Annotated in this window: 27 protein-coding genes and 2 pseudogenes; 16 read left to right on the top strand and 13 right to left on the bottom strand. The window is 60.1% G+C overall.

The window, feature by feature from the left end; all coding sequences use genetic code 11:
- Nucleotides 1-210 precede the first annotated feature (210 nt).
- Nucleotides 211-1,536: an S-layer homology domain-containing protein gene (locus J2S96_RS07600; RefSeq protein WP_306861488.1), complete on the bottom strand. Its 1,326-nt coding sequence runs from the start codon at nt 1,534-1,536 to the stop codon at nt 211-213.
- 769 nt (nt 1,537-2,305) lie between these two features.
- Between J2S96_RS07600 and J2S96_RS07595 the strand changes: the two are divergent.
- From J2S96_RS07595 to J2S96_RS07530, 14 genes and pseudogenes are all read left to right on the top strand, one after another.
- Nucleotides 2,306-3,379: pseudogene (locus J2S96_RS07595) on the top strand (CpaF family protein); the annotation flags it as partial.
- On the top strand, nt 3,324-4,763 hold the full coding sequence (locus tag J2S96_RS07590; protein ID WP_306861487.1) for a recombinase family protein: 1,440 nt from the start codon (nt 3,324-3,326) through the stop codon (nt 4,761-4,763). The pseudogene J2S96_RS07595 and the gene J2S96_RS07590, both read left to right, overlap by 56 nt.
- Before the next feature lie 346 nt (nt 4,764-5,109).
- Complete coding sequence (locus tag J2S96_RS07585) at nt 5,110-5,316, top strand: helix-turn-helix domain-containing protein (protein ID WP_306861485.1); 207 nt, start codon at nt 5,110-5,112, stop codon at nt 5,314-5,316.
- A gap of 267 nt (nt 5,317-5,583) precedes the next feature.
- A complete protein-coding gene (locus J2S96_RS07580; protein WP_306861484.1) occupies nt 5,584-5,862 on the top strand; it encodes a hypothetical protein in 279 nt (92 codons plus the stop codon).
- On the top strand, nt 5,855-6,667 hold the full coding sequence (locus J2S96_RS07575) for a hypothetical protein (RefSeq protein WP_306861482.1): 813 nt from the start codon (nt 5,855-5,857) through the stop codon (nt 6,665-6,667). Before J2S96_RS07580 ends, J2S96_RS07575 begins: the two co-directional genes overlap by 8 nt.
- Nucleotides 6,664-7,968, top strand: a complete 1,305-nt coding sequence (locus tag J2S96_RS07570; RefSeq protein WP_306861480.1) for a replicative DNA helicase — start codon at nt 6,664-6,666, stop codon at nt 7,966-7,968. Before J2S96_RS07575 ends, J2S96_RS07570 begins: the two co-directional genes overlap by 4 nt.
- Nucleotides 7,969-8,012: 44 nt before the next feature.
- Entirely contained in the window at nt 8,013-8,564 is a 552-nt protein-coding gene (locus J2S96_RS07565) for an HGGxSTG domain-containing protein (protein ID WP_306861478.1), read from the top strand.
- Nucleotides 8,565-8,711: 147 nt separating this feature from the next.
- Nucleotides 8,712-8,960 (top strand): hypothetical protein, encoded by a 249-nt coding sequence (locus J2S96_RS07560; RefSeq protein WP_306861476.1) that lies wholly within the window; start codon nt 8,712-8,714, stop codon nt 8,958-8,960.
- Nucleotides 8,957-9,355, top strand: coding sequence for a hypothetical protein (locus tag J2S96_RS07555; RefSeq protein WP_306861474.1), 399 nt, complete (start codon nt 8,957-8,959; stop codon nt 9,353-9,355). The genes J2S96_RS07560 and J2S96_RS07555 overlap by 4 nt, the downstream gene beginning before the upstream one ends.
- 3 nt (nt 9,356-9,358) lie before the next feature.
- The gene (locus tag J2S96_RS07550; RefSeq protein ID WP_306861472.1) at nt 9,359-9,727 is read left to right on the top strand and encodes a hypothetical protein; all 369 of its coding nucleotides are present in this window, start codon (nt 9,359-9,361) and stop codon (nt 9,725-9,727) included.
- Nucleotides 9,724-11,274 carry a hypothetical protein gene (locus tag J2S96_RS07545; protein WP_306861470.1) on the top strand — a complete coding sequence of 517 codons (1,551 nt, stop codon included), beginning with the start codon at nt 9,724-9,726 and terminating at the stop codon, nt 11,272-11,274. The genes J2S96_RS07550 and J2S96_RS07545 overlap by 4 nt, the downstream gene beginning before the upstream one ends.
- 85 nt (nt 11,275-11,359) lie before the next feature.
- Nucleotides 11,360-12,328, top strand: coding sequence for a hypothetical protein (locus tag J2S96_RS07540; protein WP_306861468.1), 969 nt, complete (start codon nt 11,360-11,362; stop codon nt 12,326-12,328).
- A gap of 11 nt (nt 12,329-12,339) precedes the next feature.
- Nucleotides 12,340-12,627: a hypothetical protein gene (locus J2S96_RS07535; protein WP_306861466.1), complete on the top strand. Its 288-nt coding sequence runs from the start codon at nt 12,340-12,342 to the stop codon at nt 12,625-12,627.
- Between the two features lie 151 nt (nt 12,628-12,778).
- Nucleotides 12,779-13,018, top strand: a complete 240-nt coding sequence (locus J2S96_RS07530; protein WP_306861465.1) for a hypothetical protein — start codon at nt 12,779-12,781, stop codon at nt 13,016-13,018.
- An 81-nt stretch (nt 13,019-13,099) separates the two neighbouring features.
- Here the strand turns inward: J2S96_RS07530 and J2S96_RS07525 are convergent, their stop codons facing one another.
- Entirely contained in the window at nt 13,100-14,917 is a 1,818-nt protein-coding gene (locus J2S96_RS07525) for an AAA family ATPase (protein WP_306861464.1), read from the bottom strand.
- Nucleotides 14,918-15,062: 145 nt separating this feature from the next.
- Between J2S96_RS07525 and J2S96_RS07520 the strand changes: the two genes are divergently transcribed.
- Complete coding sequence (locus tag J2S96_RS07520; protein WP_306861463.1) at nt 15,063-15,728, top strand: recombinase family protein; 666 nt, start codon at nt 15,063-15,065, stop codon at nt 15,726-15,728.
- A gap of 93 nt (nt 15,729-15,821) precedes the next feature.
- Here the strand turns inward: J2S96_RS07520 and J2S96_RS07515 are convergent, their stop codons facing one another.
- On the bottom strand, nt 15,822-16,295 hold the full coding sequence (locus tag J2S96_RS07515; RefSeq protein ID WP_306861462.1) for a hypothetical protein: 474 nt from the start codon (nt 16,293-16,295) through the stop codon (nt 15,822-15,824).
- 40 nt (nt 16,296-16,335) lie between these two features.
- Here J2S96_RS07515 and J2S96_RS07510 point away from each other — a divergent pair, with 40 nt between their 5' ends.
- Nucleotides 16,336-16,506, top strand: a complete 171-nt coding sequence (locus J2S96_RS07510; RefSeq protein ID WP_306861461.1) for a hypothetical protein — start codon at nt 16,336-16,338, stop codon at nt 16,504-16,506.
- 140 nt (nt 16,507-16,646) lie between these two features.
- On the opposite strand, the pseudogene J2S96_RS20180 reads toward J2S96_RS07510, so the two are convergent.
- The 10 genes and pseudogenes from J2S96_RS20180 to J2S96_RS07465 form a co-directional block, all read right to left on the bottom strand.
- Nucleotides 16,647-16,736, bottom strand: a pseudogene (locus tag J2S96_RS20180) (DUF2510 domain-containing protein); the annotation flags it as partial.
- 365 nt (nt 16,737-17,101) lie between these two features.
- Entirely contained in the window at nt 17,102-17,359 is a 258-nt protein-coding gene (locus J2S96_RS07505) for a hypothetical protein (protein WP_306861459.1), read from the bottom strand.
- 219 nt (nt 17,360-17,578) lie between these two features.
- Nucleotides 17,579-18,103, bottom strand: coding sequence for a hypothetical protein (locus J2S96_RS07500; RefSeq protein ID WP_306861456.1), 525 nt, complete (start codon nt 18,101-18,103; stop codon nt 17,579-17,581).
- Nucleotides 18,104-18,167: 64 nt separating this feature from the next.
- Entirely contained in the window at nt 18,168-18,584 is a 417-nt protein-coding gene (locus J2S96_RS07495; RefSeq protein ID WP_306861454.1) for a hypothetical protein, read from the bottom strand.
- 171 nt (nt 18,585-18,755) lie between these two features.
- Nucleotides 18,756-19,124 carry a hypothetical protein gene (locus J2S96_RS07490; RefSeq protein WP_306861452.1) on the bottom strand — a complete coding sequence of 123 codons (369 nt, stop codon included), beginning with the start codon at nt 19,122-19,124 and terminating at the stop codon, nt 18,756-18,758.
- A 19-nt stretch (nt 19,125-19,143) separates the two neighbouring features.
- Nucleotides 19,144-19,500: a DUF2510 domain-containing protein gene (locus J2S96_RS07485; RefSeq protein WP_306861450.1), complete on the bottom strand. Its 357-nt coding sequence runs from the start codon at nt 19,498-19,500 to the stop codon at nt 19,144-19,146.
- A gap of 70 nt (nt 19,501-19,570) precedes the next feature.
- Complete coding sequence (locus tag J2S96_RS07480) at nt 19,571-20,047, bottom strand: hypothetical protein (protein WP_306861448.1); 477 nt, start codon at nt 20,045-20,047, stop codon at nt 19,571-19,573.
- 248 nt (nt 20,048-20,295) lie between these two features.
- On the bottom strand, nt 20,296-20,550 hold the full coding sequence (locus J2S96_RS07475; RefSeq protein ID WP_306861446.1) for a hypothetical protein: 255 nt from the start codon (nt 20,548-20,550) through the stop codon (nt 20,296-20,298).
- Nucleotides 20,534-20,704, bottom strand: coding sequence for a hypothetical protein (locus J2S96_RS07470; protein ID WP_306861444.1), 171 nt, complete (start codon nt 20,702-20,704; stop codon nt 20,534-20,536). The genes J2S96_RS07475 and J2S96_RS07470 overlap by 17 nt, the downstream gene beginning before the upstream one ends.
- A 19-nt stretch (nt 20,705-20,723) precedes the next feature.
- The gene (locus J2S96_RS07465; RefSeq protein ID WP_306861442.1) at nt 20,724-21,257 is read right to left on the bottom strand and encodes a hypothetical protein; all 534 of its coding nucleotides are present in this window, start codon (nt 21,255-21,257) and stop codon (nt 20,724-20,726) included.
- Nucleotides 21,258-21,309 lie beyond the last annotated feature (52 nt).

Raw genomic sequence — 21,309 nt, 5'->3', positions numbered from 1 at the left:
CCAGTAATGAACACTTCTGCAGTGCACCATAAAGCCAGCTCCTAACCGGGACACCATAGCATTTGGGGGCAGGAGGGGCCAGAGTTTTATCTGTTGCTGGTGTGACTAGTGGTTGAACAGTTATCCAACGGCCAATCCAACGTTGGTATCGGTCTGGTTCCATCTCCCACCCGCGACGCCGTCGAACCGTGCCGCGCTTGGCGGGAGCAATCAACGTCCGATTTTGGCGCTGTAGCGATACATGAACGCAGCCATGGCGTCTCGGTTGACAGGGTTCAGCGGCCGGTAGGTGCCGTCCGGGTATCCAGTGGTGATGCCGGTGGAGGCGAGCCAGGTGATTTCCAGGTAGAACGCGCTCGTCGGCGTGAGATCGGTGAACGGTGAGACGCCGGGCGCGTTGTACGCGGGTTTTCCGGCAAGCCGGTAGAGGAACGCAGCCATGGCGTCACGGTTGACGGGATCCAAGGGGCGGTAGGTGCCATCAGGGTATCCGGTGGTGATGCCGGTGTTGGCCAGCCAGGTGATCTCCTTGTAGAACGGTGAAAGCGGCCCAATGTCCCTGAACGGCGAGATCACCGGGGGGATGAAGGCCGGGCTTCCTTTGAGTCGGTAGAGGAAAGCGGCCATTGCCTCACGGGTTACGGGTTGGACGGGGCGGAACGTACCGTCGGGATAGCCCGTCGTGACCCCCTGGTAGGCCATCCATGTCACTTCCGTGTAAAAGGGGTAACTGGCGGGGATATCGGTGAATGAAGGCGGGGTCGAAGCCGTGAACGCTGTCAGACCTTGCGCGGTGCCGAGACCGGTTGGCCCGTCGTATCCGTAGCCGGCCGTGCAGAGATAAGGCACGGTGCACGTGCCGTTCGCGCCGTTCGCAACGTCATTCAGCGCCCAGGGTGAGCTGTAGGCAAGTCGGGCGGGAGAGACTCCCGACGGGACAGGGCCCGCGAGGGCGTAGGTGGCTGCGATGACGGGGGCGGCAGCACTGGTTCCGCCGAAGACCATCCACCCACTCATCCCGTTGCTGGGGGTACTGTCATAGACGGCGACGCCGGTGCCCGGGTCGGCAACTGAGGCCAGATCGGCGACAGTGCGGTTGGAACAGCCTGGGTCGTGCTGCCAAGCCGGCTTCGGCTCGTAGGCGGAGCAACCGCTGCCTGGCCCGGCTGCGCCGGAACCGGTGGACCCCCAAGCGCGTTCGGTCCAGCCCCGGACTTTGCTTGTGTCGAGGTTCAGGGTGGTGCCGCCAGCAGCGACGACGTTGGGGGACGACGCCGGATAGTTCACCGTGGCGGGGGCGGTGGCGTTCGCGTAACCGTTGTCGCCGGAGCTGGCTACGAGGGGGATCCCGGGGTGGTTGAAGTAAGCACTGTCGAATCGCGTGATCCCGCCGACCTCGGGGCCGCCGAAGCTCATCGATACAGCACTGGCACCTAGAATGACCGCGGTATTGACCGCGGTACCCAGATCCGTGAGGGAATTGGAATTGGCCTCGACGAGCAGGATGTTGCAATTGGGACAGGCCGCCGAAACCATTTGCACATCCAGGGAGGCTTCCTGCGCCCATGCCGCGTCAACGGGCGGTAAAGAGTTCCCGCCAGACTGGTCGACTTTCCGGAAACATCCTGAGGCTGAGGTACACGGACTCTGTCCGTACCTGGACCTGTAGATGGCCAGATCAGCCTCGATAGTCGGTGCATCGTAGGGATCGACAATCGCTACGGTTCTGCCCGTGCCGGCTGTGAGTGAGGGCAGCTTATAGGCGGACTGCAGGTCTGCAGGTCCGTACCCGGCAGGAAGAAGCTGCCCGGCGGCGAGGGGACCGGCGACTTCATCGTCGATTACCGCGTGACAAGAGGCGTAACCGGGGGGCGCGTCCCCGCATACCTTCGAATGGCGGTGACCCTTCAACCGCGCCATGGTCTGGGCGGCCGGCGTGGGTTGAGGGGGCGAGACTGTTGCCGACGACGTTCCAGGCGCGGAGTCGGTTGAGCTTTCTTCTGCTTGCGCGGGCGTGACTATCCCGGTCAGCAGCATCAAGAGCGCAGCGCCGGTCGCCAAGCGGAGACTGCTGAACCGACGGCGACGGGGGTAACCGCGCGGCGTTGTCGGCATGAGATCCTTCCTTGCACGGATATTCGGCTTCTGGAGTGGCTAGAGATTCACGTGTTTCTGGTGTGACTAGCGGATAAGATAATTATCCACAGGTCTCTCAATTTGGCTTGGTCTCATGTTGTAACTCCCCTACTTTTAACCTTGTCGAAGGTTTTCCGCAGCGCCTGGGCGCATGCTGCATTGGGGGAAAATGGAGGCTTTGCGCATTGTCGAGGATGAAGTCCGTGAGCTGATTCGTCGGCGTGGACTGGACCCTCTGAGTCAAACAGTTGAAGTTCACCGGCTCGTCGAGGCTGCGGTGAATGACTACGATGAGCGGGCACTTCTTGGCCCTTTGCCTCCTCTTGGACATTTGGACAGTGCGCGCAAGTACGTGTTCGACGCCGTTGCTGGCTTCGGGCCGCTCCAGCCGTTTCTGGACGACCCCACGATCGAAGAGATCTGGCTCAACGCGCCCAACGAGGTTTACGTTGCCCGGAATGGCGAATCCGAACTTACCTCTATCAGCCTTACCGGGCAGCAGGTTCGCGACCTTGTTGAGCGGATGCTTAAGCGTTCCGGGCGAAGGCTGGACCTCTCGTCACCTTTTGTGGACGCGGCCCTACCCGACGGCTCCAGGCTCCACGTAGTCATTCCCGACATCACTCGGCGCCATTGGGCGGTGAATATCCGCAAATTCGTGGTCAAGGCGACCCGCCTCGAGCATCTGGTCGAGCTCGGGACGTTGACGCCCGAATCAGCGCGGTTCCTGGGAGCTGCGGTGGCCAGTGGCCTGAACATTCTCGTCTCAGGAGCCACGCAGGCTGGAAAGACCACGATGCTCAACTGCCTGGCGGCCAACATCGGCTCCCGGGAACGGGTCATCACAGTCGAAGAGATCTTTGAACTCCACTTCCCGCTGCGTGATGTGGTTGGCCTCCAGTGCCGCCAGCAAAACCTCGAGGGCCAAGGGGAAATCCCCTTACGGCGGCTCGTCAAGGAGGCCCTTCGAATGCGGCCGGATCGCCTTGTGGTGGGCGAAGTCCGGGAAGCTGAAAGCCTGGACATGCTGATCGCGTTGAATTCCGGGCTGCCCGGCATGTGTACCGTCCATGCCAACTCTGCCCATGACGCCGTGACCAAGATCTGCACCCTGCCACTGTTGGCTGGCGGGAACATCTCGAGTGCGTTGGATGTCAAGGCACTACGGATACGCTATTGTCTAGATTGTGACAGAAGACTTTCGAGCAGCCATCTATTGCCGCATATCCAAAGACCAGGAAGGTGCGGGGCTGGGCGTTCAGCGTCAGGAGCAAGACTGTCGCGAAATAGCTCACAAGCTAGGTTGGAGAGTCGCCCGGGTATTCGTAGACAACGACATCAGCGCCTACAGCGGCCGCGTTCGGCCGCAGTACCGGGATCTCCTTGAGACCATGAGGGCCGGCGCCATTCAAGGTGTCATTGCTTGGCACACCGACCGCCTGCATCGCTCTCCTCGCGAGCTCGAGGAATACATCGATGTGTCTGAAAAGCTGGGCATTACGACGCAAACAGTCAAGGCGGGGGAGATCGACTTAAGCACACCATCGGGTCGGGCCGTGGCCCGCACGCTCGGGGCGTGGGCGCGCTACGAATCCGAACACAAGTCGGAGCGAATCACGAGGAAGAAGCTTCAACTTGCCCAGACTGGGGCGTTTAGCGGCGGACCCGTGCCGTTCGGGTGGAAGATGGAAAACGGCGACCCTGTCATTGTCGAAGATGACGCCGCCGAGATCCGCAAGGCCATTACAGCGACCATCAGCGGCGCCAGTATCGGCTCCATAGTCACCGACCTAAATGCCCGCGGCATACCCACCCGGCGCGGGCAGAAGTGGACGTCCACAGCGGTCAGGAACATGCTCCTTCGGCCAACAAATGCAGGGTTATCGGCCTACCGCGGCGAGATCGTTGGCAAGTCCACCTTCCCTCCGATCATCTCGGAGGATGAATGGAACACCGTTAGGGCCATTGTCACAAACCCATCCCGCCGAACACAGACTGACTCCCGCGTCAAGCATCTCCTAGCGGGACTCCTGATCTGTGGAACATGCGGAAGTGCCATGAAGACATCATCCCGGGCCGGCGGCGCGGGCCGGTCCAAGTTCTACTACAAGTGCCCAACTAAGGGTGAAGGCCATGCCTTCCAAACAGCACAGCCGGTCGAGGAGCTCATTGCTGAGACGGTACTGGGAAGGCTGGATCAGCCGGGCGTTATTGCCAAGCTCGCCGGACCATACGACTCCTGTAACCAGCACCGCTTACAGGAGGAAGCTGTTGCGCTGCGGGCGCGCTTAGACACAGCCGCCAACAGCTTCGCCGACGGCTTGATCACCGCAAAGCAAATGGAAGCTATCACGAGCCGTATTCAAAGCAAGCTGGAAGGGGTTGATCTGGACTTGGCGGCTGCGGCGCGGTCTGTCCTGGTTCCCGCGTCGGCGTCCGACGACGTGAGGTCGTGGTGGGAATCCGCCGGACTGGAGCGTCAGCGGGCCGTGATCGATGCGCTCATGGTGCCCATCGTAGATCCGGTCCGCAAGAGTGCGCCACGAACTTTTGACGAGGAAAGGATCCGCATCGAATGGAGGAACGATGGGACCGACCAAAGAGCCCCGATTGCGGACAGGACTTGACTTCAGTGCCGCTGACCCCCTAGAGTCTTTTATGCTGAAGCAGGAAGACTCGAACGGGAATCTCGGTCGAGTTTTTTTATTGCCAAATCGCGCCGCGCACGGTCAGAAGTTGACTCCTGCACGTTGACACGCCAAGTTGTTTACAATCACGCTTGAAGTATGTAATTAGGATCTCTTCAAGCCAGCAACCCGAACGGTAAAACCGCTCGGGTTTTTTTGTGCCCAAATTTGAGCGCACTCCCCGCCGACCACCTCGGCAGCCCACCCAAACAAAACAACCAAGGCCGTAATCGGTCATGCCCTCTCGGCGTGAGCCCGTTGCGGCCTTTCGATTTAAGGAACCCCTTTGACCACTCCCAAATTCGCCAGCCTAGCCGCCGCGGCCGAAATTGCCGACGTCTCCGTGAAATCAATCCGACGGTATATAACGGCCGGACGCATCACCGGATACCGAGTCGGCCCACGGATGATCCGGGTCGATATCAACGAACTCGAGGATCTCCTGGCACCTATCCCCAACGATGCTGAAAACAACGAGAAGGCACAGGCATGATCCGAGAATCACGCCCTCGGGAGAAGTTTGCGGCTTACGTTTCGAGGGTTGTCGCGGAGGCTCCGGATCTTACTGATGACCAGATAAACCGCATCGCGGTCCTGCTCCGGCCCCCAACCTCCTTCGTTGAGCGGGGGGCAGCGTAACCATGAAGCCAAAGGGAAAGCGCCCCTGCCTGCCAGCCGGGACGCCTTCAAAATCAATGCTTGAAACTTCTGTCATTGTACCTTGCCGCATACGTTCGGTTCGCAACTCGGCGGTGACCCCATGATTCTCTCCACGGTCCAGATCATCGACGTGACGGCGTTCCGCTGGCGCAACACATACGACGCAGGCGAGCTTCAGCGCCACGCTGACGAAGCACTCCTGCTTGCTCGACCGGGCGACGTTGTACGTCTGATCGTTGGCGACCTCACGCCAGCCCCCGTCCAAGAGAGCCTCCAGTGGGCGCGGGAAGATCTGCTTTACAGCATCGAGGGTCACCCCAGCGTCGCCAGAGCATGGCAGGCGGCCCTCGGAGAAATCGAGGTGACCAATCATGGCTGACAAGCGTTTGTGGACGCAGATGGACCTCGGATTCACCAGCAATCCGAAGGTGCAGGAGGTGTTGGCCGAGTCGGCCGGCGCGGTAGTCCTGTACATCCACAGCGTGCTCACGTCGTGCCTGCACGTAACCGACGGCTTCGCAAAGGAGAAGGTCATGGTCCGTGCATCCTTCGCTTCGCAGGCTGACGCTGACTTGCTCGCAAGCGCCGGAATGTGGCACCGCCCTGGTCACGACTGCAACACATGCCCCGCAGCCGTTCCCATTGGCGAGGTCTACATTCACGACTTCGAGGAACACAACCCGATGTGGACCACGCGGGCCGCAGAGACGCGTATCGAGAAGGCTACGAAAGCGGCACGTGCACGCTGGGCCGCCGATTCAAAGCCCGAGGATGCTACTGAGCATGCTACCGAGCATGCCGCGAGCATCGGACAAGCATCCGGCGAGCAATGCTCGGAGGATGCTCCGGCGATGCCAGAGAAGAGAAGAGAAGAGAAGAAGATATTTAGCTCATCTTCGACCACCGCTTTTGATGCGTTTTGGGCCGGATATCCGCGAAAAGTAGGCAAGGCGGCCGCCCAGAAGGCATTCGCCAAGGCGCTGAAGTTCACCGATGTCGAAACGGTCATGTCGGGCGTGGAAGCCCTCCGGACGGAAGTCGCCGGCAAGGATCAGAAGTTCACGCCGCACGCGGCCACATGGCTCAACGAGGGCCGCTGGGACGACGAGCCGTCGGGCCAGTTGCAGATCCCGGTCAACAGCCCGTGGGACCCTAGCTTCCACCGGATGCAGGTGGAAGCATGAATGAGCTCATGACACCGCCGCAGGACCTCGAGGCGGAACGGTCAGTACTCGGGGCGATGATGCTGTCTCGGGATGCGATCCAGGATGTATCGGAGATCATCACCGGCGCGGACTTCTACCGGCCCGCGCACGAAACGATCTTCCGGGCTATCCTCGACATGCAAAGCCGCGGTGAGCCAATCGACGTCGTGACCGTCTCAGGCTCCCTCACAGGGGCCGGAGAGCTCGCGAACATCGGAGGACCCGCGCAGCTCCACGAAATCGCCGCAGGGACGCCCTCAGCGTCCAATGCAGGCTATTACGCGGAGATCGTGGCGAAGCAGGCCATCCGCCGCCGGATTGCTACGGCAGGGCACCAGATTGCGTCCATGGCCCACCAGCCCGGCGACGAGTCCGAACTTGTGGAACTCGCCCGGAAAGCAGTCGATGCGACATCCAAGGCCGCCACGTCGGCGGTGCAGTCCTTTGGCGAGACGATCGACGCCATGCTGGGGCAGCTGGACGAGAAGCCCAACTACATCCCCACCCCATGGGCGGCGCTGAACTCGATCATCGGCGGCCTGCGCCCGGGCGGCCTCTACGTGATCGGGGCTCGACCGTCAGTGGGCAAGTCGGTGATCGCCCTCCAGCTTGCCAAGGCGCTCACGGCGAAGGGCTCGGTGGCGTTCTCGTCGCTGGAGATGTCCGAAGTGGACGTGCAGATGCGGGCAGTTTCCGCGGACCTGCGCATTGAGCTGCGGCGCCTTATCGAACGGGACCTCACTCCGGGGGACTGGGAGAAGATCCGTATCCGCCGGGCATCGTGGCAGAACGTACCTCTATTTGTCGACGACAACTCCGGCGTGACTATTACAGACATCAAACGCTTCGCCAGATCCGTGAACCGTAGGCAACCTCTTGCCGGGCTGGTCGTGGACTACCTGCAATTGATGTCCCAGCCGGCAGGCGACAAGCGACCCCGGCACGAATTCGTCGCCGACATGTCCCGGCAACTGAAGATCCTGGCGATGGACATGAAGATTCCCGTCGTGGCCCTCTCCCAGCTGAACCGAGGCTCGACACAACGGGATGACCAGATGCCGAAGATCTCCGACCTCCGCGAGTCCGGAGCCGTCGAGCAAGACGCGGACGTCGTGATCCTGCTCCACCGGGAAATCATGGGCGAAAAGCGCGGCGACCTCGCCATGCTCGTTGCAAAGAACCGAAACGGCTCCACCAACGTCGCCCAGCTCGACTTCTGGGGCCACTACTCGATGGCACTCGACAAGGGCGCATCTCTGACCCAGCGGGCGGCGGCATGAAGATCACGCAGACCCCATGCACGCCCCATTCAACGAAGGACCCCATGCAAGCGCAATGCAAGGCCACCGCCCGCAGCGGTGAGCAATGTTCAAACCCGCCCATCAGCGGTGGAACCGTGTGCCGAATGCACGGCGGATCGGCTCCAGCCGTGAAGGCTGCAGCAGCCCGCAGGAAGGCCGCTGAGGCGGTAGAAGCCGAGGCTCAAGCGATCCTGGCGCATGAGGGCTTTGCGGGCGTTGAATCCCCGCTGGAAGAACTTTCCAGACTCGCGAATGAAGCGCTCGCGGTCAAAAATGCCAGCGCCGCACGTGTGAACGCCCTCACCAGCATCTCGACCACCAGCAAACTCGGAGTCGAATCACTCGCCGTGGAAGTTGCCCTTTACGAGAGGGCGATGGACCGCGCAGCCAAGTTTCTCGACATGCTCACCAAGTCCGGCTTCGAAGAGCGGAGATTGCGGGTCGCCGAGGGGACGGCCGGCTTAGTGGTGCAAGTCCTGAAGGCCATCTTCGAGCGGCTCAATCTGTCGCCGGAGCAGCAGGCACTTATCCCGATCGTCGTTCCCCAGGAGCTCCGCGCCCTGGAAGTGAAATGACACCTTCCACGGCTTCGAACAGCTCGCCGGTACCTCGCTGGTATTCAGCCTAGGTCGTCGCCCACCGCTTCGTGTCACGAGCCCCATAACTGGGGCTTTTTTTATGAGTCCACAACTTCACCTCACCCAACAAAGGAACCCCTTTCCGTGAACAACAACGAAACCATCCTCAACCCAGAGCAGTGCGCCGGCATCGCGCCTACTCCTCTGAACTACAGCGCAGTCGTAATCCACCAGATCGTTTCCGATTTGGAGGCGATCACACTATCCGTGGAGCGCGGAGAAATCATGCCGACGCCGGAAAGCATCGCCACTCTGATCGACTTCGTCGGACGCCTGAAGATCCGAGCTACAGCAGCCGGCTTCGCATTCCCGGAGGGCGGTGAAGCCCGATGAGCTTCACCTACCCGGCAATGGTCGCCTATGACCCCATTGGGAAGCAGCCCGTCAAGAACGTCTCATTCCAGGCGTATGCGACCACCGACACCGGCTTCACCACGCCCCTGACCATCTCCGACCCGTTCGGGAATCCCATCCCCGGGAACATCCTCAACTCGGGCACTTTCGGTGTGTTCCCCCAGTTCCAGCACGCCTCACTCGAGTCCATCACCCTCGCCGATGCCTCCCGCACCTACACGTGGACGGTACCGGCACTCCAGCAAGACCAGGCCGTCGCGAACTACATCAACCGGCCCGGCAGCGCCACCCAAGCGGCGCTTTCTGCCACCTATGCAACACCCGCCCAAGCAGCCGGAACCGCCGCTGCCCTCTCAATTGTCTTCGGAGGCTAAGCCATGTCCGGTCAGAACATCCTCGGCGCGGCGAGCATTTCCCCGCAAATCATCAAATCGGCGCAACTTGGCACTTCGGACGCCGCGATCTACACCGTTCCAGCAGCTACGTCAGTAAAGATCGCTACGGCCTCGATCTGCAACACCACGGCAAGCGTGGTAAGCGTGTGGGTGTCGCTCGTGCAGTCAGGCGGCACGATTGGGGACGGAACCCATCGCGTCATCAATTCCTACGCGCTGGCGGGGAATGACAGCCTTTCCCTGCGGGACCTTCTTTCCGGCGCGATGCTCGGACCTGGCGACGCTATCGCCGGATATGCATCCACGGCTTCCGCGATCGATTTTGTAGTGACAGGAACGGTGCACGCATGAGATCGCTGATTCAGGGCGGCTCGCTAAGGACGCCTCCCGAGAACGTCACCTATGCTGCAACACCGACCGCGCCGCCCAACCCCGTCGTCGGGCAGACATGGCTTTCCTCCGCGATGGCGGATCTTCGCGTCTCCCCGAACCCGGTAGACCGCAAGGTCATCACTACCGTTGGCGGCTCAGACGGCGACGCCAACCAGGAAGCATCAACCTGGACGGACGCCACTAACTTCAACATGCTCTACACGGCAGGCAACGGCCTCTGGTACCAGTCCTGCCCACTGACCGCAGACCCGACAGTGCTGGCGAACTGGACGAAATACACCACGGGTCCCGTTGTCGGCTCGGGCAACGGTGTGGCCCAGATCAACCACGCCTCCGTCTACGACCCGAACCCGGGGCAGACAGCCGGGCTTGTGTACTGCTTCGGCAACGACCAAGCAGGCAACACGATCAAGGTCTACACTGCCAACAAATCGGCACCGACCGTTTGGACGATGGTGGGTCAGAGCCATGCCCTTGCGGACATGCCAACCGGCGCTCAGCACTTCGGCAACACCTTCGTTGTGCAGGACACTGACGGCACATATGTGATGTTCATCGAGTACCAGGACTCGGCTACCCGCTGGCAGATCGCACAATCCCGCTCGTCATCCCTGACTGGGGCGTTCACGCGGCTTATCGGGGGTATGACCTCGATCTACCCCAGCGCTCAGTGGTCCATGGCTGGCGGTCCGTGGGTCATCCGCGAAAATGGGGCGTGGACGCTGATCTATCACGGAGGCTACGGCTCGTTCGGCAACCTGCCCACCGAGATCTTCCGGGCAACCGCGCCCACTCTCGGCTCTGACAACTGGACGGTGCTCGACCAGGGCAAGCAGTTCATCAGGCGCAGCGGCAAGTACGAGATCGACCAGACCGCCGACTTTGAAGCCGTGCACGCCCCAAACGGGCAGGTCTACGCGTTTTTCACCGGCCTAGACAACCGCTCACCGCTCCGCGCAAGGATCCTCGCGACACCGCTGATGCCCACCCGTAAACGTTGGGACGGCTCAGTCTGGCAGCCAGTAGACCGACCGGTGCAACCAACGGAGGGGACACAGCAGCCAACGCGGCCGGTCATCGCGCAGCTCACCGCGGACTTCTCCGGAACCGCATCAGCGTGGGCGGACCTGACGGGGCTCTCCACCGTCTGGAATCCAACCGGGACTGACTTTGAAGTGGACTTCAAGGGCGTATTCACACCTTCCGGCGACACCACTACCCGCTATCAATTCAGGGTCCAATCAACGGCGGAAGTCTCCGGATCGCCAGTGACGGTCAACTACAACATGGGTGCTGTCACCGGCACAAGCGGCACGCCCGTCAATGTCGCCATGAACGCCGTCATTCCCCGCGCACGAGTCAACATCACAGTGCCGGTGAAAATCCAGTATCAGGTGACATCCGGGGCCACGCTGAACTGCCGACCGGTCGCTCAAGCAGGGTTCGAGTTTGCCACCATGAAGTGCTCCGACATCGCCTATCGGCCATCCCTGACACTCCCCTAGATCGCAAGTGGCGCCGGAGGCAGGCCGCCTCCGGCGCCACTTCACCCTCCTGACGAACCCGCAACTTCACCAAGGAAAACCGCACATGGTCAATGGCATTTACGGTATGAATCACGCTTTGGTTCAGACCATCAAAAACACGCAGCGGCAGATCGCCGCCCTCTCCACCCAGCCCATCCTGCTCAACGCCTCCACCGGTCAAGATGGTGGCAAGGGACTCACGACGGACATTGACGGACTGCATGTCTTCAACGCATCCGGAGCGGAGGTAGCGCGACTAGAGACTACGGATGGCGCCTTAATCATGTATGACTCGACCGAGGCTGAAATCGCCCGCTATGGCCTCCTGGCGCACACTGCAGCGGGGACCTACGGCGCCGAAGTCCTCGTCGGCTCGACATGGGTTCAACTCGGCGCACAAACCAGTACGTGGGCCACCCTCTCCGGCATCCCCTCCACGTACAACGCGACCAACCAGAAATGGGCTCCGGACGCGCACACCCACCCCGGCGGCGACATCACATCGCGGGTGGCTGCGTCAACGGACGCCATCGGCTCGAACTCCGGCTACAACAACACCGTCAGCGGGACCAGCTTCGTGGCCGCATGGCTCGGCAACGATGCAAACTTCTCCTTCGGCCGCAACACATCCTCGGTGCAGTACAAGCAGAACATCCGCGAGCACCGCACAGACCCCGCCGACGTCCTGAAGCTGATCCCGGTCCTTTACGACAGGATCCCGGAGGCGCCGAATCAGGCGCCAACCAATGAATACGGGCTCATCGCCGAACAAGTCCACGAGCACTGCCCTGAGCTCGTGACATGGTTCGACGGCAAAATCGACGGCATCCGGTACGACCTTGTTGCCGTGGCACTGCTCGATGTAGTGAAGCAGCAGGACGCGAGGCTGGCAGCACTCGAAACGGCCATGGCGCAACTCAAGCCGGGCTACACAGCGCCGGCCGCCACACCCGTAACTGCGCACGTCCCAGCGTCCGCAGCGCCAAGCCCCGAACCGACGCCGCTGCCCTACACGATCCAGGCCCAGCCATAGGAGATCCAACCTTGAGCAATGAAGATGCAAACCTCCATGCGGTCATGCCAGCTTCCCAGCAGGACGAGATATGGGTAGCCGCGATCCTCGGCCACCACTACGCCGTGTGGGAGGAATTTCAGAGTCATCTCGCCGTCTTGAAGCAGCAGCCGAGCGGGATGACCAAGAGGCAGATGATTCTCGCAGTCGAGTTCATCAGGAGTCAGATGAGGTGGCTGCGTGCTCACGGGATCAATGCAGAGTTCACCGTTAACGAAACGCACGGCATCGAGGGACTGAAGATCGGTGATCGGCTTTGACCGGGCAAACAGCACTGACGATGATCTATCCAAGCCAATGCGATCTCTGCGTCCCGGTAACTCGGCTTGTCTCGGAGACCTGGATGACAACGATCACCGAACTGGTCCACGAGCAGGTGTGCCGAAACAGCCCACGCCGGAAGGATCAACAGTGAACAACCCATCGGACATGCAGGACAATCAGACCATGAGCAACCTCTCGATCCCGAAGATTGTTCGAATCTTGGAAGGCGTAGACGTCGGCGACGTTGTGATCAAACTCCGCGGGGTACTGGACGCGCTGCCAGTGGACGATGCGAGCGCTAGAGATGTTCATCTGCGAAACCTGATTGAAGCTTTTGTAATTGGCTGGGAGTTGCGGTCGTCCCCATCCGACCGCGACCGGCATTGACCACCTTTCGGGCATGGATGCGGCTTGAGGCAAAGTCGACCTTGATCGCGATCGCCGGCGGTCGGGAGCATGGAGCGGAATTCAGTCAAGAATCGGCTCGGCCGCCTTGAGGATTCGGGAAATGTGAGCCTGGACTTCCGGCGAGGACTGTAGGTCCGTACGCAATGCTGCGGGAAGCCAAGCCTTTCCCTTTTTCACCCCAAGTCGATGACCGAAGCTTTCTAGTTCTCCCTCATGCACGACAACGAGCCTCCGTTCGGCAAGGCCGGTCACCAGCCGGTTAACAGCTTCGGGGTTTCCGCACAATCTCGTGAGAGCATCCAAGCCATACTTCTTCACCTCCTCCCAAGGGCGAAGGGAGGCTCCAAGAGCCTCTCGTATCCGTCGCCTGTTCTCTTCCTCGTATTTTGCCATCGGGTCGTCCTGAAGAATTCTCTGAATTTCTTTGCTCACATCTCGAAACACTTCGCTGACGAGCTGCGAAGTGTCCGCAGAGTTGAGTGGCGCGGTCACCGCGACCCAGTCGTCGTGCAGGCCGTCCCATTCTGAACCTAACGCGGTGACTATGTTTTTAACCACGGACTCGCTGTCCAGAACATCTAGGTCCGGGCATGCCAATACTGGAACCTGGAGCGCCCTGAGAGCCCGTGCGACTTTCGGCATGCCTCCAGTACCCGACGTCGGCACGAAGAGGACGTCTGTTGCTGGCAGCGTACGTTTGGGGACGGTGTCATCGGCGGTCGGGGAGTAAACGTCAAGTGCTGCTTCATAGAACCGGCAGTCGCGCTCGTTCTCTGCTAGAACGACCAGTTGGTGGAATAGCCCGTCTAAGACGTTGCTGTATTTCAATACCGGGTCATCCCAAACTTTCTTGAGGTCACTGGACCGGAGCTGATGTGCCACCGTGGAATCGTCCGTACGCACCATGCGTACGACGGAGAGCGGTGAAGATGAGTTGAGTAGACCCGCTAGTAGGTTTCGGTCATGCGTGGCGAGGATGACCTGCACACCTTTCTCCTTGGCAATCCTCCCCAGTTCCTGCCCAAGCGCGAAAGCTTGCGGAGGATGCAGGAACGCTTCCGGCTCGTCAATGATGAAGATGGGGTACGTGGCGGTGATAAGAGGAATCAAGATCCCCAGCAGGCTCCTTATCCCGTCGCCCTGATCTTCAAGCCTTGGCAACCTATCTAGGGTCGATTGATATTCGGAGGGATCGCCGAACCTCGCCGGATACGGAACGTCCGTCGCCCCAACACGAAGCTGAATGACTTGGTTCAAGTCATCAAGGGATAAGACGATTCCAAGGATCTTCTGCGTGAGGCGATTCAGCTCATCCATGAGCTCTGAGCTTTCTGCCAGGTAGTGCATAGGATGCGACGGTCCTTCGAGGACATTCGATTTCCTGCCCGCGCCAGCCACATTCCGCTCGCCAGCGCCCATCTGCCTCACAAAAAAGTACGCCGCACGCTGCAGGTCCAGATGCTGCGTACCTCCCGTGTTTATCCAGTACTGGAACTCGCTAAGGGCGATACTCGCGCCCATTCGCAGAAAGGACGAGAGCGGTGGGTTTTGAGGATTTGGCGTCAGCACAGCATGTTCGCACAGCCAGTCGAGGAAGTCGCTGTGCGAACCTGAGACGCTGGGTCTCAGTTCTTCAACAAGCGAGGGCACGAGCTCTCCGTTTGGCTGGGTCAATTTGGCGGCGATTTGGGTCAAGAGCGTTGACTTTCCGCAATTGTTACCACCCGCGATTGCGGTTACTCCCTGAGCCTCGAACTCTATGACTGAACCACTCGTCAACCTGACTGAGTCGATCGTCACCCGCAGATTCTCAGCGGAACCCCTCGCCAGCCCGAGAGAGGCGAGTAGGTCGTCGTGCCGAAACTGTTGTGCGCTCATTCCTGTGAATCTACCGCCAAACCGCGGGCTAGACGTGAGGCCTCGGTTGCCGCGTTCAGGAGAGGTCCGCGTTGTCCCACGAACTTGGTGATTACATCGGACTTGGTTCTATACATAAAGGGAACCCTTTATGTAAGATCGAACCATGAGCAATGCAGATCCAGCCCTCAAGGTCATCGGATACATCCGAGTCAGCACGAGCAAGCAGGACATCGGGCCGGAAGTGCAGATTGCCGCTCTCGAGGCTGAAGCCATTCGAAACGGCTGGTCGCTCACGATCTACCGGGAAGATGCAGCGTCGGCGAAGAGCCTCAAGAATCGTCCGATGTTGGCGCGGGCGCTCGCAGACCTGAAGGCCGGCACCTTTGACGCGCTGGCAGTTTCCAAGCTCGACCGGTTATCCCGCAGCGTTGCAGACTTCTCCGGGATCCTTGAGACCGCCAGCCGTCAGCGTTGGGCGCTTATCTGCCTGGACCTCGGCATTGATACCTCCACCATTACCGGCGCTGCCATGGCTCAGGTGACGTGCACCTTTGCGGAGATGGAGCGCAAGAAGATCGCCGAACGTACCAAGGATGGCATGGCGAAGATCAAGGCCACGACAGGCAAGCACATGGGCCGTCGTAGCGTGCTGCCCGAGGCCACCGTCCGCCAGATCGTTTCTGAGCGCGAAAACGGCGCCTCCCTTGCTAGGATAGCCGCCAACCTCAACATGGCCTCTGTGCCCACTGCTGCGGGCGGGAAGTGGTACGCCTCGACTGTTCGGCAGGTACTTGGTAGCTCGGCAGCGGCTCAGCTCGGCCCGAAGTAAGTGGGGGACTGCATCGACACCGCTCGGATGACGCGGGGCCAGTGGATCGCCTACGTAAACCACCACGGCCAGCCTCAGCTTCCGGCGTTCTTGTTAGCAGCCGCCCGAGGTGTCCGCCGTTGCGTCGAACAGACCTGACAATATTGCCTTTCCTACTGACGATGGCGAATAGAAGTACCCCCTCGCGTTGTCAAAGGTCGTGAGTTCAACCAGGACGCCGCCATCAGGATCGAGTGGACCTAGAGTCCGGGCCAAGGTCTCCGACTGGTACTGCAATTGCATGCAGGTGTCCTTTTGCTGGCTCCAGACAAGCTTTGCGTCTCCTGGCAGTTCCTTCAGGGCGGCAACTGTGGCTTCTTGGCTATCAGCTCCTGGGTACTCGGTCATGTCATAGACCAAGACCCGGCCGCCGATATGTTCAACCTGGGTGTACCGAGCCCCGGCGTATTGTCCGATGGGGGGCAGGTCTGGGCTGACATCGTATGCAGAACCCGGAAGAAAGTCCGGATCGGCGCGATGATGGGCCTCCCAGTCCGCATCCAAGGCCCCAAAAGCAGTCAAAGTCACTGTTGAAGGCGGCGCTTCAGGGGTAGACGGCGGAACGAGGATGGGCGTCGAAGGCCCAACCGGACTGGGGCTGATCAGGGGGGTGACTGACGGCGACGGCGTAGTGGAAGCTACCGAGGGCGATGTCGACGGCCGAGGCGAGGCGCTTGGGGCGGCTGCGGAAACGGGGTCAAGTCCGGAACTATTCGATCCCGTTCCGGTCGGCGAGTAACTCAGCGCCGCGCCAATCACGCCGACAATCATGAATAGGGCAACGAGGCCAAGACATCCGAGGCCGGCGATCTTCAGGCCCTTGTGTTTGGATCTTGGTGGGCCACCGGTTGCAGTTGGCGTTCCATTGCTTGGAAACGGCTGAGAATGTTCAGTCCATTGACTGCCGTCCCAATATCGAAGCGCCGGGTGTCCCGACGGGTCCGGATACCACCCTGCAGGTGAGCTCATTTGCATCCCCTTGGCTCATTGGCGCCGGTCACGATCCGGCTTCACCAGTCCTTCGAATCCTAGACCTTTTTATGCGCTCTGCTGCTGAAATTCTTGAGCTGCGGATCGGATCCATGAAGTCATGGTCGCACCGACGACTGACACCAGGACACCCTCGCCTTTAGCCCAGCTCCAAGATTGAGCCAGCGATTCAAAGGGTCGCTACGGATAGCATCTTCGACTACTTCGCCGGCGTGTTCGGGAAGGGGGTTGGCACTCCTCTGCGTCACGATCCTACTCAACGTGTTGTCCGTATTCCTGCCATAGATAAGTGCATAGAACAGCCCCCACCCAGTGAAGGGTGAGGGCTGGACCTGGCCTTTGAACTACGAAGGAACGTTCGATGCGTCCCCGCTCGAAGGGGCGCCTTGGGCAACATGCCCCATTTGTCGGTCTGGAGCGACGGAAACAAGGTAGTCAAGCCCCGATGCTGCGCGGCCGATACCCACAAGCAGAGCGATCAAGCCAATCAGCAGGACTATGACGCCAATGACAACTCCGGCCATGGCGCTACTTCCGGAGTAGTAGCTAAAACTTGCCGGGAGCGAGAAGGTCAACACGACGATGCCGATGAATTGGAGCACGACACCGAGAATGATTGGATATGCGGAAGCCTTGGGCTTGTTCAAAAGATGTCCCCAAATCGGTTGAAATAAATAACATTCCGATGTTATTAGCTCATAGCCGGAGCAAGCCTGCCGACACGGTCCAGATCGCCCATTCCCGTGGCTGAATTGATTCAAACCTGCCAGCCGATGGCGTAACCAAGGATGGGCGCGCAGTGCGGCGCCGCCTGATACGTCTCATGGTCGCTGGACTTCCAAAGACCCAGCCAGAGCAATTGCATCAGCCAGGCGGTCAACCAGCCCACATAACTCGAGCAGCAGATCGCCAAGCCTGGCCTCGTCGAAGGTGACCCATTTGGTCCATTCGGGGGTTGCTCCTAACTGCCGCGCCTCGCGCTGATTGTCCGGCAGATTCCGCCAGCCCTTGCCTGGCACGGGCCAGCTACTGTGTACGACGTCGTTTCGCAGATAGAGCGCGCTTTCAACATCGTTTAGAAGCGGTTCCACCCGTTCTGCGAAAACGGTTGATTCGTCGGGGAAGCTAGACCGTCGAGCCCTTAGTAATCGTCTGCACAACTTGACGCTCGAACCGGCACCCTTGCCTGCGTGCGCCTCCTGCGGTTGGCCACTCAGCGACATGACGAGGTGTTCAAGCTTCATTTCGACCACCGCCGCCACCATGACAACACGACCGACAAGGGCCGGGAATTCTCCGAGCTCGTACCTAAACATGTTGTCTGGGATGCCATAGGGGTCCGTCATACTGCCCGTCTACCGCCTTGAGGTTAGTCCAAAGCCGCGAGGGCTTCTAGTTTTGCCGCGTTGGTCAGAGCCGAACGTCGATCGTCGCGATGTCATGGAAGTTGAAGTCGTTGATGGATTCGAAAGGGGTTAACTTATCCCTCTGGGAGTCGCACATCTGGAGCGTCACCCGTGTGGCCGTATCCCTAATGGGCTCCATGGTGAACGCCTGCGAGGACATGAAACCGTCGCTTCCACCGTTCCCACCCTTGAATGCGGAGACATCGCCATTCTGATCGACGAGTCGCCCTAACAGACTGAGCTGATTCAGAGAGGTGGCAGGCAACAGAACGTGCGCCCTGGTCATCGTGTTCCAAATCTCCAAGCTCGTGAAATATCCACGAAAGCGCAGGCCCCCGAGTTCGACGACGAATTCGGGGTTGTCGGCCACGACGACCTTCTGAAGAAGGTGCATTTCCGGAATCTGCAAGATTTCATCCATGCCCGTGACTAAATCACACCCTCCGATGGCTGACAAGCACATTCAGCAGTTCAAAAACCAAAGGCTAGTGCACCGCCAACACCATGGGCGGAAGGATTCTCCGTCTCATGCGGCTTAGGTCATGTCATTGCGAAATGAATCGTTGCCCATGAGAAGTCGCAGGACTTTGAATCACGAAATCGTCAGAGTCCCGCCCAGTTTTTCTTTCAGCTTGGTCAGTGTCGAGGAATCGGCCGACTGAATAATCCATCGCGTACCCATCAGGTAAGTGTCCTTGCTGAGATCGTGCACAGTCTTGGACAGGTCCGCCTCCGAGTCCTTGCCATAGACAGCCAGCGACAGCGTCTCCGAACACTTGATGTAGTCCTCGCCATAATTGTCGTCGTGCTTCACCGCGTCCCCAGGGCACTCCACGCCAGATGCGGTCACCGCCTCACGCAGCTTCGTTGCGTTCTCGTAGGTAGCATCTTTCTGCGGCCCCCCGCACGCCGTCACCATCGCGAGCGCAAGCATTGCCGGAACGACCTTCCTCATTTTCATTGACTTTCCTCTCATCGCCCTAGCGCTTCTCGACCGCGGCAAGGATGCGGATACAAAATCCAATTCCGGCCAGGAGGACTCCAAGAATGATGAGGAGGAAAGTTCCCAGTGTTGGACCGCCTTGGACGCTATTGCCGTAGGCATCGACGTGCGTTGTGCCGGCGGCGAGGATGGCAAAGATTACGCCAAGTCCGCCAACAATCATGCCGGCACGTATCCACCCGTTGCCGCGCTTTTTTGGGGAGATCTGCTTGCCCCCTGGAAGGGCTGCGGGTGGCTCGAAAGGTCGCGTCTGATCCGTCCAGACATCACCGTCCCAGTATCGCGTCTGAGGCGCGCTGGACGGGTCCGGATACCAACCTGCGGGTGTGCTCATGAGGTTTCCCCATTTTCTCTTGTGAATGAGCCTGTGACGGCCCGGGATGAGACGATTTGCAGCGTTTGCTCTACTTCGAGGCCCGGCACGAATCCCTGGCCGATGTGTACTTCTTCAAGACGACCGTCTGGTCTGCTAGGAGGGGAGTCAATCCGTCGTTGGCGCTGGTGATCCCGGCCGCGTCCAATCTACTCGCGGACTTGAGAGCGTCATTCATGAAGCCGATTGCCTTGGCATCGTCCAAGACGACATTGTCGGCCTGATCGAGCGCGTCAAGGCAGGATGCGGGCGTTACGTCTACATTCACGTCTTTGGTCTCGGTATTAGTCTGGACTTCAACCACAGGGGCGGGTCGAGTTGCGAACCCGACACCTGCACCCAGGGCTATCCCGCCAATGACCAGCGCCGCGGGAAGGGCGAATCTCTTCCAATTCCTGATTTTCGGGGCTCTCGGCTTCTGTTGATAAGGGGCATACTGGGCGGGTGCCTGATAGATCGGCTGGGCCGGATCGGCCGGCGTCTTCGGAGCGGTGCTGTTTTCTGTCATGCCTCTGTCCCCCATGGGATGTAGTTGTGTCTGATGAAACGGGTTGAAAATGCTTTTTCTGAGCTGAGATCGATCGCCAGTGCGTGTTCGCTAGGCGCGGCGCTACCGCTGGCCGATTGCGAAGCGCGCCCGGTCGAGAGCGCTGCGTTTGTTTTTTGGTCCCCCATATTTCGAAATGAGCTTTTGTTTGCTCGGATTGATCGTAAGTGGCGTGCGCCCGATAGGGGCTAAGCGCCCTCGTGTCGTCGTCAGATCGAAGGCCGGCGCGTCCTGCGGCGCAATGACGGCGGCGAGGGCGGTGGGGTCTCGGAAAGCGACAAGATGGCCTGGAGGTGCTGCTCAGTGAACCTGATGCTTCGTTGGCCTAAGTCGAGCGAGGGCCACTTGCGAGTCTTGGCGTTTTCGCGGACCTTGCGGATGTTGATTTGGAGTATGTCGGCGATTTCCTGGGCCGTGTAAATGCGCGGAGCCCCGGCATTCGGTTCATCAGTGGTGTTTGACATGGTGGTATTCCTTCGGGATGAGGGCCCAGATCGCGGCCCGGGTTTCGGTGAGCGTGAGGTCGGCGTCAATAATGGCCTGGATCGCGGTGCGGATCGCCTCAGTGCCGCCGTCTGGCGTACTCGCGGATGGTTCGCAGTCGGCTATCGCGGTCATCGCCTATCGCGCCGTGCCGTCAACGACGTTCCGCCGGCATGCCGCTTTGGACGTAGCGGCGAGGGCTATAACCGGCTCTGGGAGTAAGGGCCGGAGCCTGAAGCTTGCCCTCGGCAAGGAGAGCCGAGCCCTTCGTGCTGGCTTCAGCCAAGGCGGTGAAGATCTCAGCCATGGCATCGATCGAGCCGCGCAGACTGAGCGTGCCCGCCTCCGTCGCAACAGTGGCGCCGAGACTTTCGAACAGCTCAAGCGGGATTTCAACGTGGGCGCCGGCGCTCGCGGTGCCGTTTGTGGGGCTGATGTTCAATAGCGGCCCCACTGCCTCGTTGTTTGACTCGATCCACTGGCCTTGGAAGACGTGCGTTCCCGTCTGATCGTGCTCGGAAACCAGGCGTGTGCAACCTTCGATAGGGCACGTATCCGCGGCCGCGTTGATCAAAGCATCCAACCAGACCAGCACCGCTCTAGCGCTCGGGCAGACCGGATCCGGAAATAAGTCCTCATTGATGTACCGCTTGAGTTCACCCTCTGGCGTCCAGGTAGCCGAGGCCATCGGCATGCCTTCCGGATCAACGATGGTCGGCCCAACCCAACCATCGAATCTG

The sequence above is a fragment of the Arthrobacter bambusae genome (assembly GCF_030812595.1).
Lineage (GTDB): Bacteria > Actinomycetota > Actinomycetes > Actinomycetales > Micrococcaceae > Arthrobacter > Arthrobacter bambusae_B.
The sequence above is the reverse complement of the archived record's forward strand: the minus strand, read 5'-3'. Positions and strand labels throughout refer to the sequence as shown.

Coding starts and splice junctions, on each gene's coding strand:
- J2S96_RS07540 (WP_306861468.1), top strand. CDS start 11,360: ATGGTCAATGGCATTTACGGTATGAATCACGCTTTGGTTCAGACCATC.
- J2S96_RS07500 (WP_306861456.1), bottom strand. CDS start 18,103: ATGACGGACCCCTATGGCATCCCAGACAACATGTTTAGGTACGAGCTC.
- J2S96_RS07545 (WP_306861470.1), top strand. CDS start 9,724: ATGAGATCGCTGATTCAGGGCGGCTCGCTAAGGACGCCTCCCGAGAAC.
- J2S96_RS07510 (WP_306861461.1), top strand. CDS start 16,336: ATGGGCGTCGAAGGCCCAACCGGACTGGGGCTGATCAGGGGGGTGACT.
- J2S96_RS07570 (WP_306861480.1), top strand. CDS start 6,664: ATGAATGAGCTCATGACACCGCCGCAGGACCTCGAGGCGGAACGGTCA.
- J2S96_RS07470 (WP_306861444.1), bottom strand. CDS start 20,704: ATGACCGCGATAGCCGACTGCGAACCATCCGCGAGTACGCCAGACGGC.
- J2S96_RS07485 (WP_306861450.1), bottom strand. CDS start 19,500: ATGAGCACACCCGCAGGTTGGTATCCGGACCCGTCCAGCGCGCCTCAG.
- J2S96_RS07600 (WP_306861488.1), bottom strand. CDS start 1,536: ATGGTTTCGGCGGCCTGTCCCAATTGCAACATCCTGCTCGTCGAGGCC.
- J2S96_RS07480 (WP_306861448.1), bottom strand. CDS start 20,047: ATGACAGAAAACAGCACCGCTCCGAAGACGCCGGCCGATCCGGCCCAG.
- J2S96_RS07525 (WP_306861464.1), bottom strand. CDS start 14,917: ATGAGCGCACAACAGTTTCGGCACGACGACCTACTCGCCTCTCTCGGG.
- J2S96_RS07555 (WP_306861474.1), top strand. CDS start 8,957: ATGAGCTTCACCTACCCGGCAATGGTCGCCTATGACCCCATTGGGAAG.
- J2S96_RS07520 (WP_306861463.1), top strand. CDS start 15,063: ATGAGCAATGCAGATCCAGCCCTCAAGGTCATCGGATACATCCGAGTC.
- J2S96_RS07475 (WP_306861446.1), bottom strand. CDS start 20,550: ATGTCAAACACCACTGATGAACCGAATGCCGGGGCTCCGCGCATTTAC.
- J2S96_RS07575 (WP_306861482.1), top strand. CDS start 5,855: ATGGCTGACAAGCGTTTGTGGACGCAGATGGACCTCGGATTCACCAGC.
- J2S96_RS07490 (WP_306861452.1), bottom strand. CDS start 19,124: ATGAAAATGAGGAAGGTCGTTCCGGCAATGCTTGCGCTCGCGATGGTG.
- J2S96_RS07565 (WP_306861478.1), top strand. CDS start 8,013: ATGCAAGCGCAATGCAAGGCCACCGCCCGCAGCGGTGAGCAATGTTCA.
- J2S96_RS07580 (WP_306861484.1), top strand. CDS start 5,584: ATGATTCTCTCCACGGTCCAGATCATCGACGTGACGGCGTTCCGCTGG.
- J2S96_RS07495 (WP_306861454.1), bottom strand. CDS start 18,584: ATGGATGAAATCTTGCAGATTCCGGAAATGCACCTTCTTCAGAAGGTC.
- J2S96_RS07465 (WP_306861442.1), bottom strand. CDS start 21,257: ATGGCCTCGGCTACCTGGACGCCAGAGGGTGAACTCAAGCGGTACATC.
- J2S96_RS07550 (WP_306861472.1), top strand. CDS start 9,359: ATGTCCGGTCAGAACATCCTCGGCGCGGCGAGCATTTCCCCGCAAATC.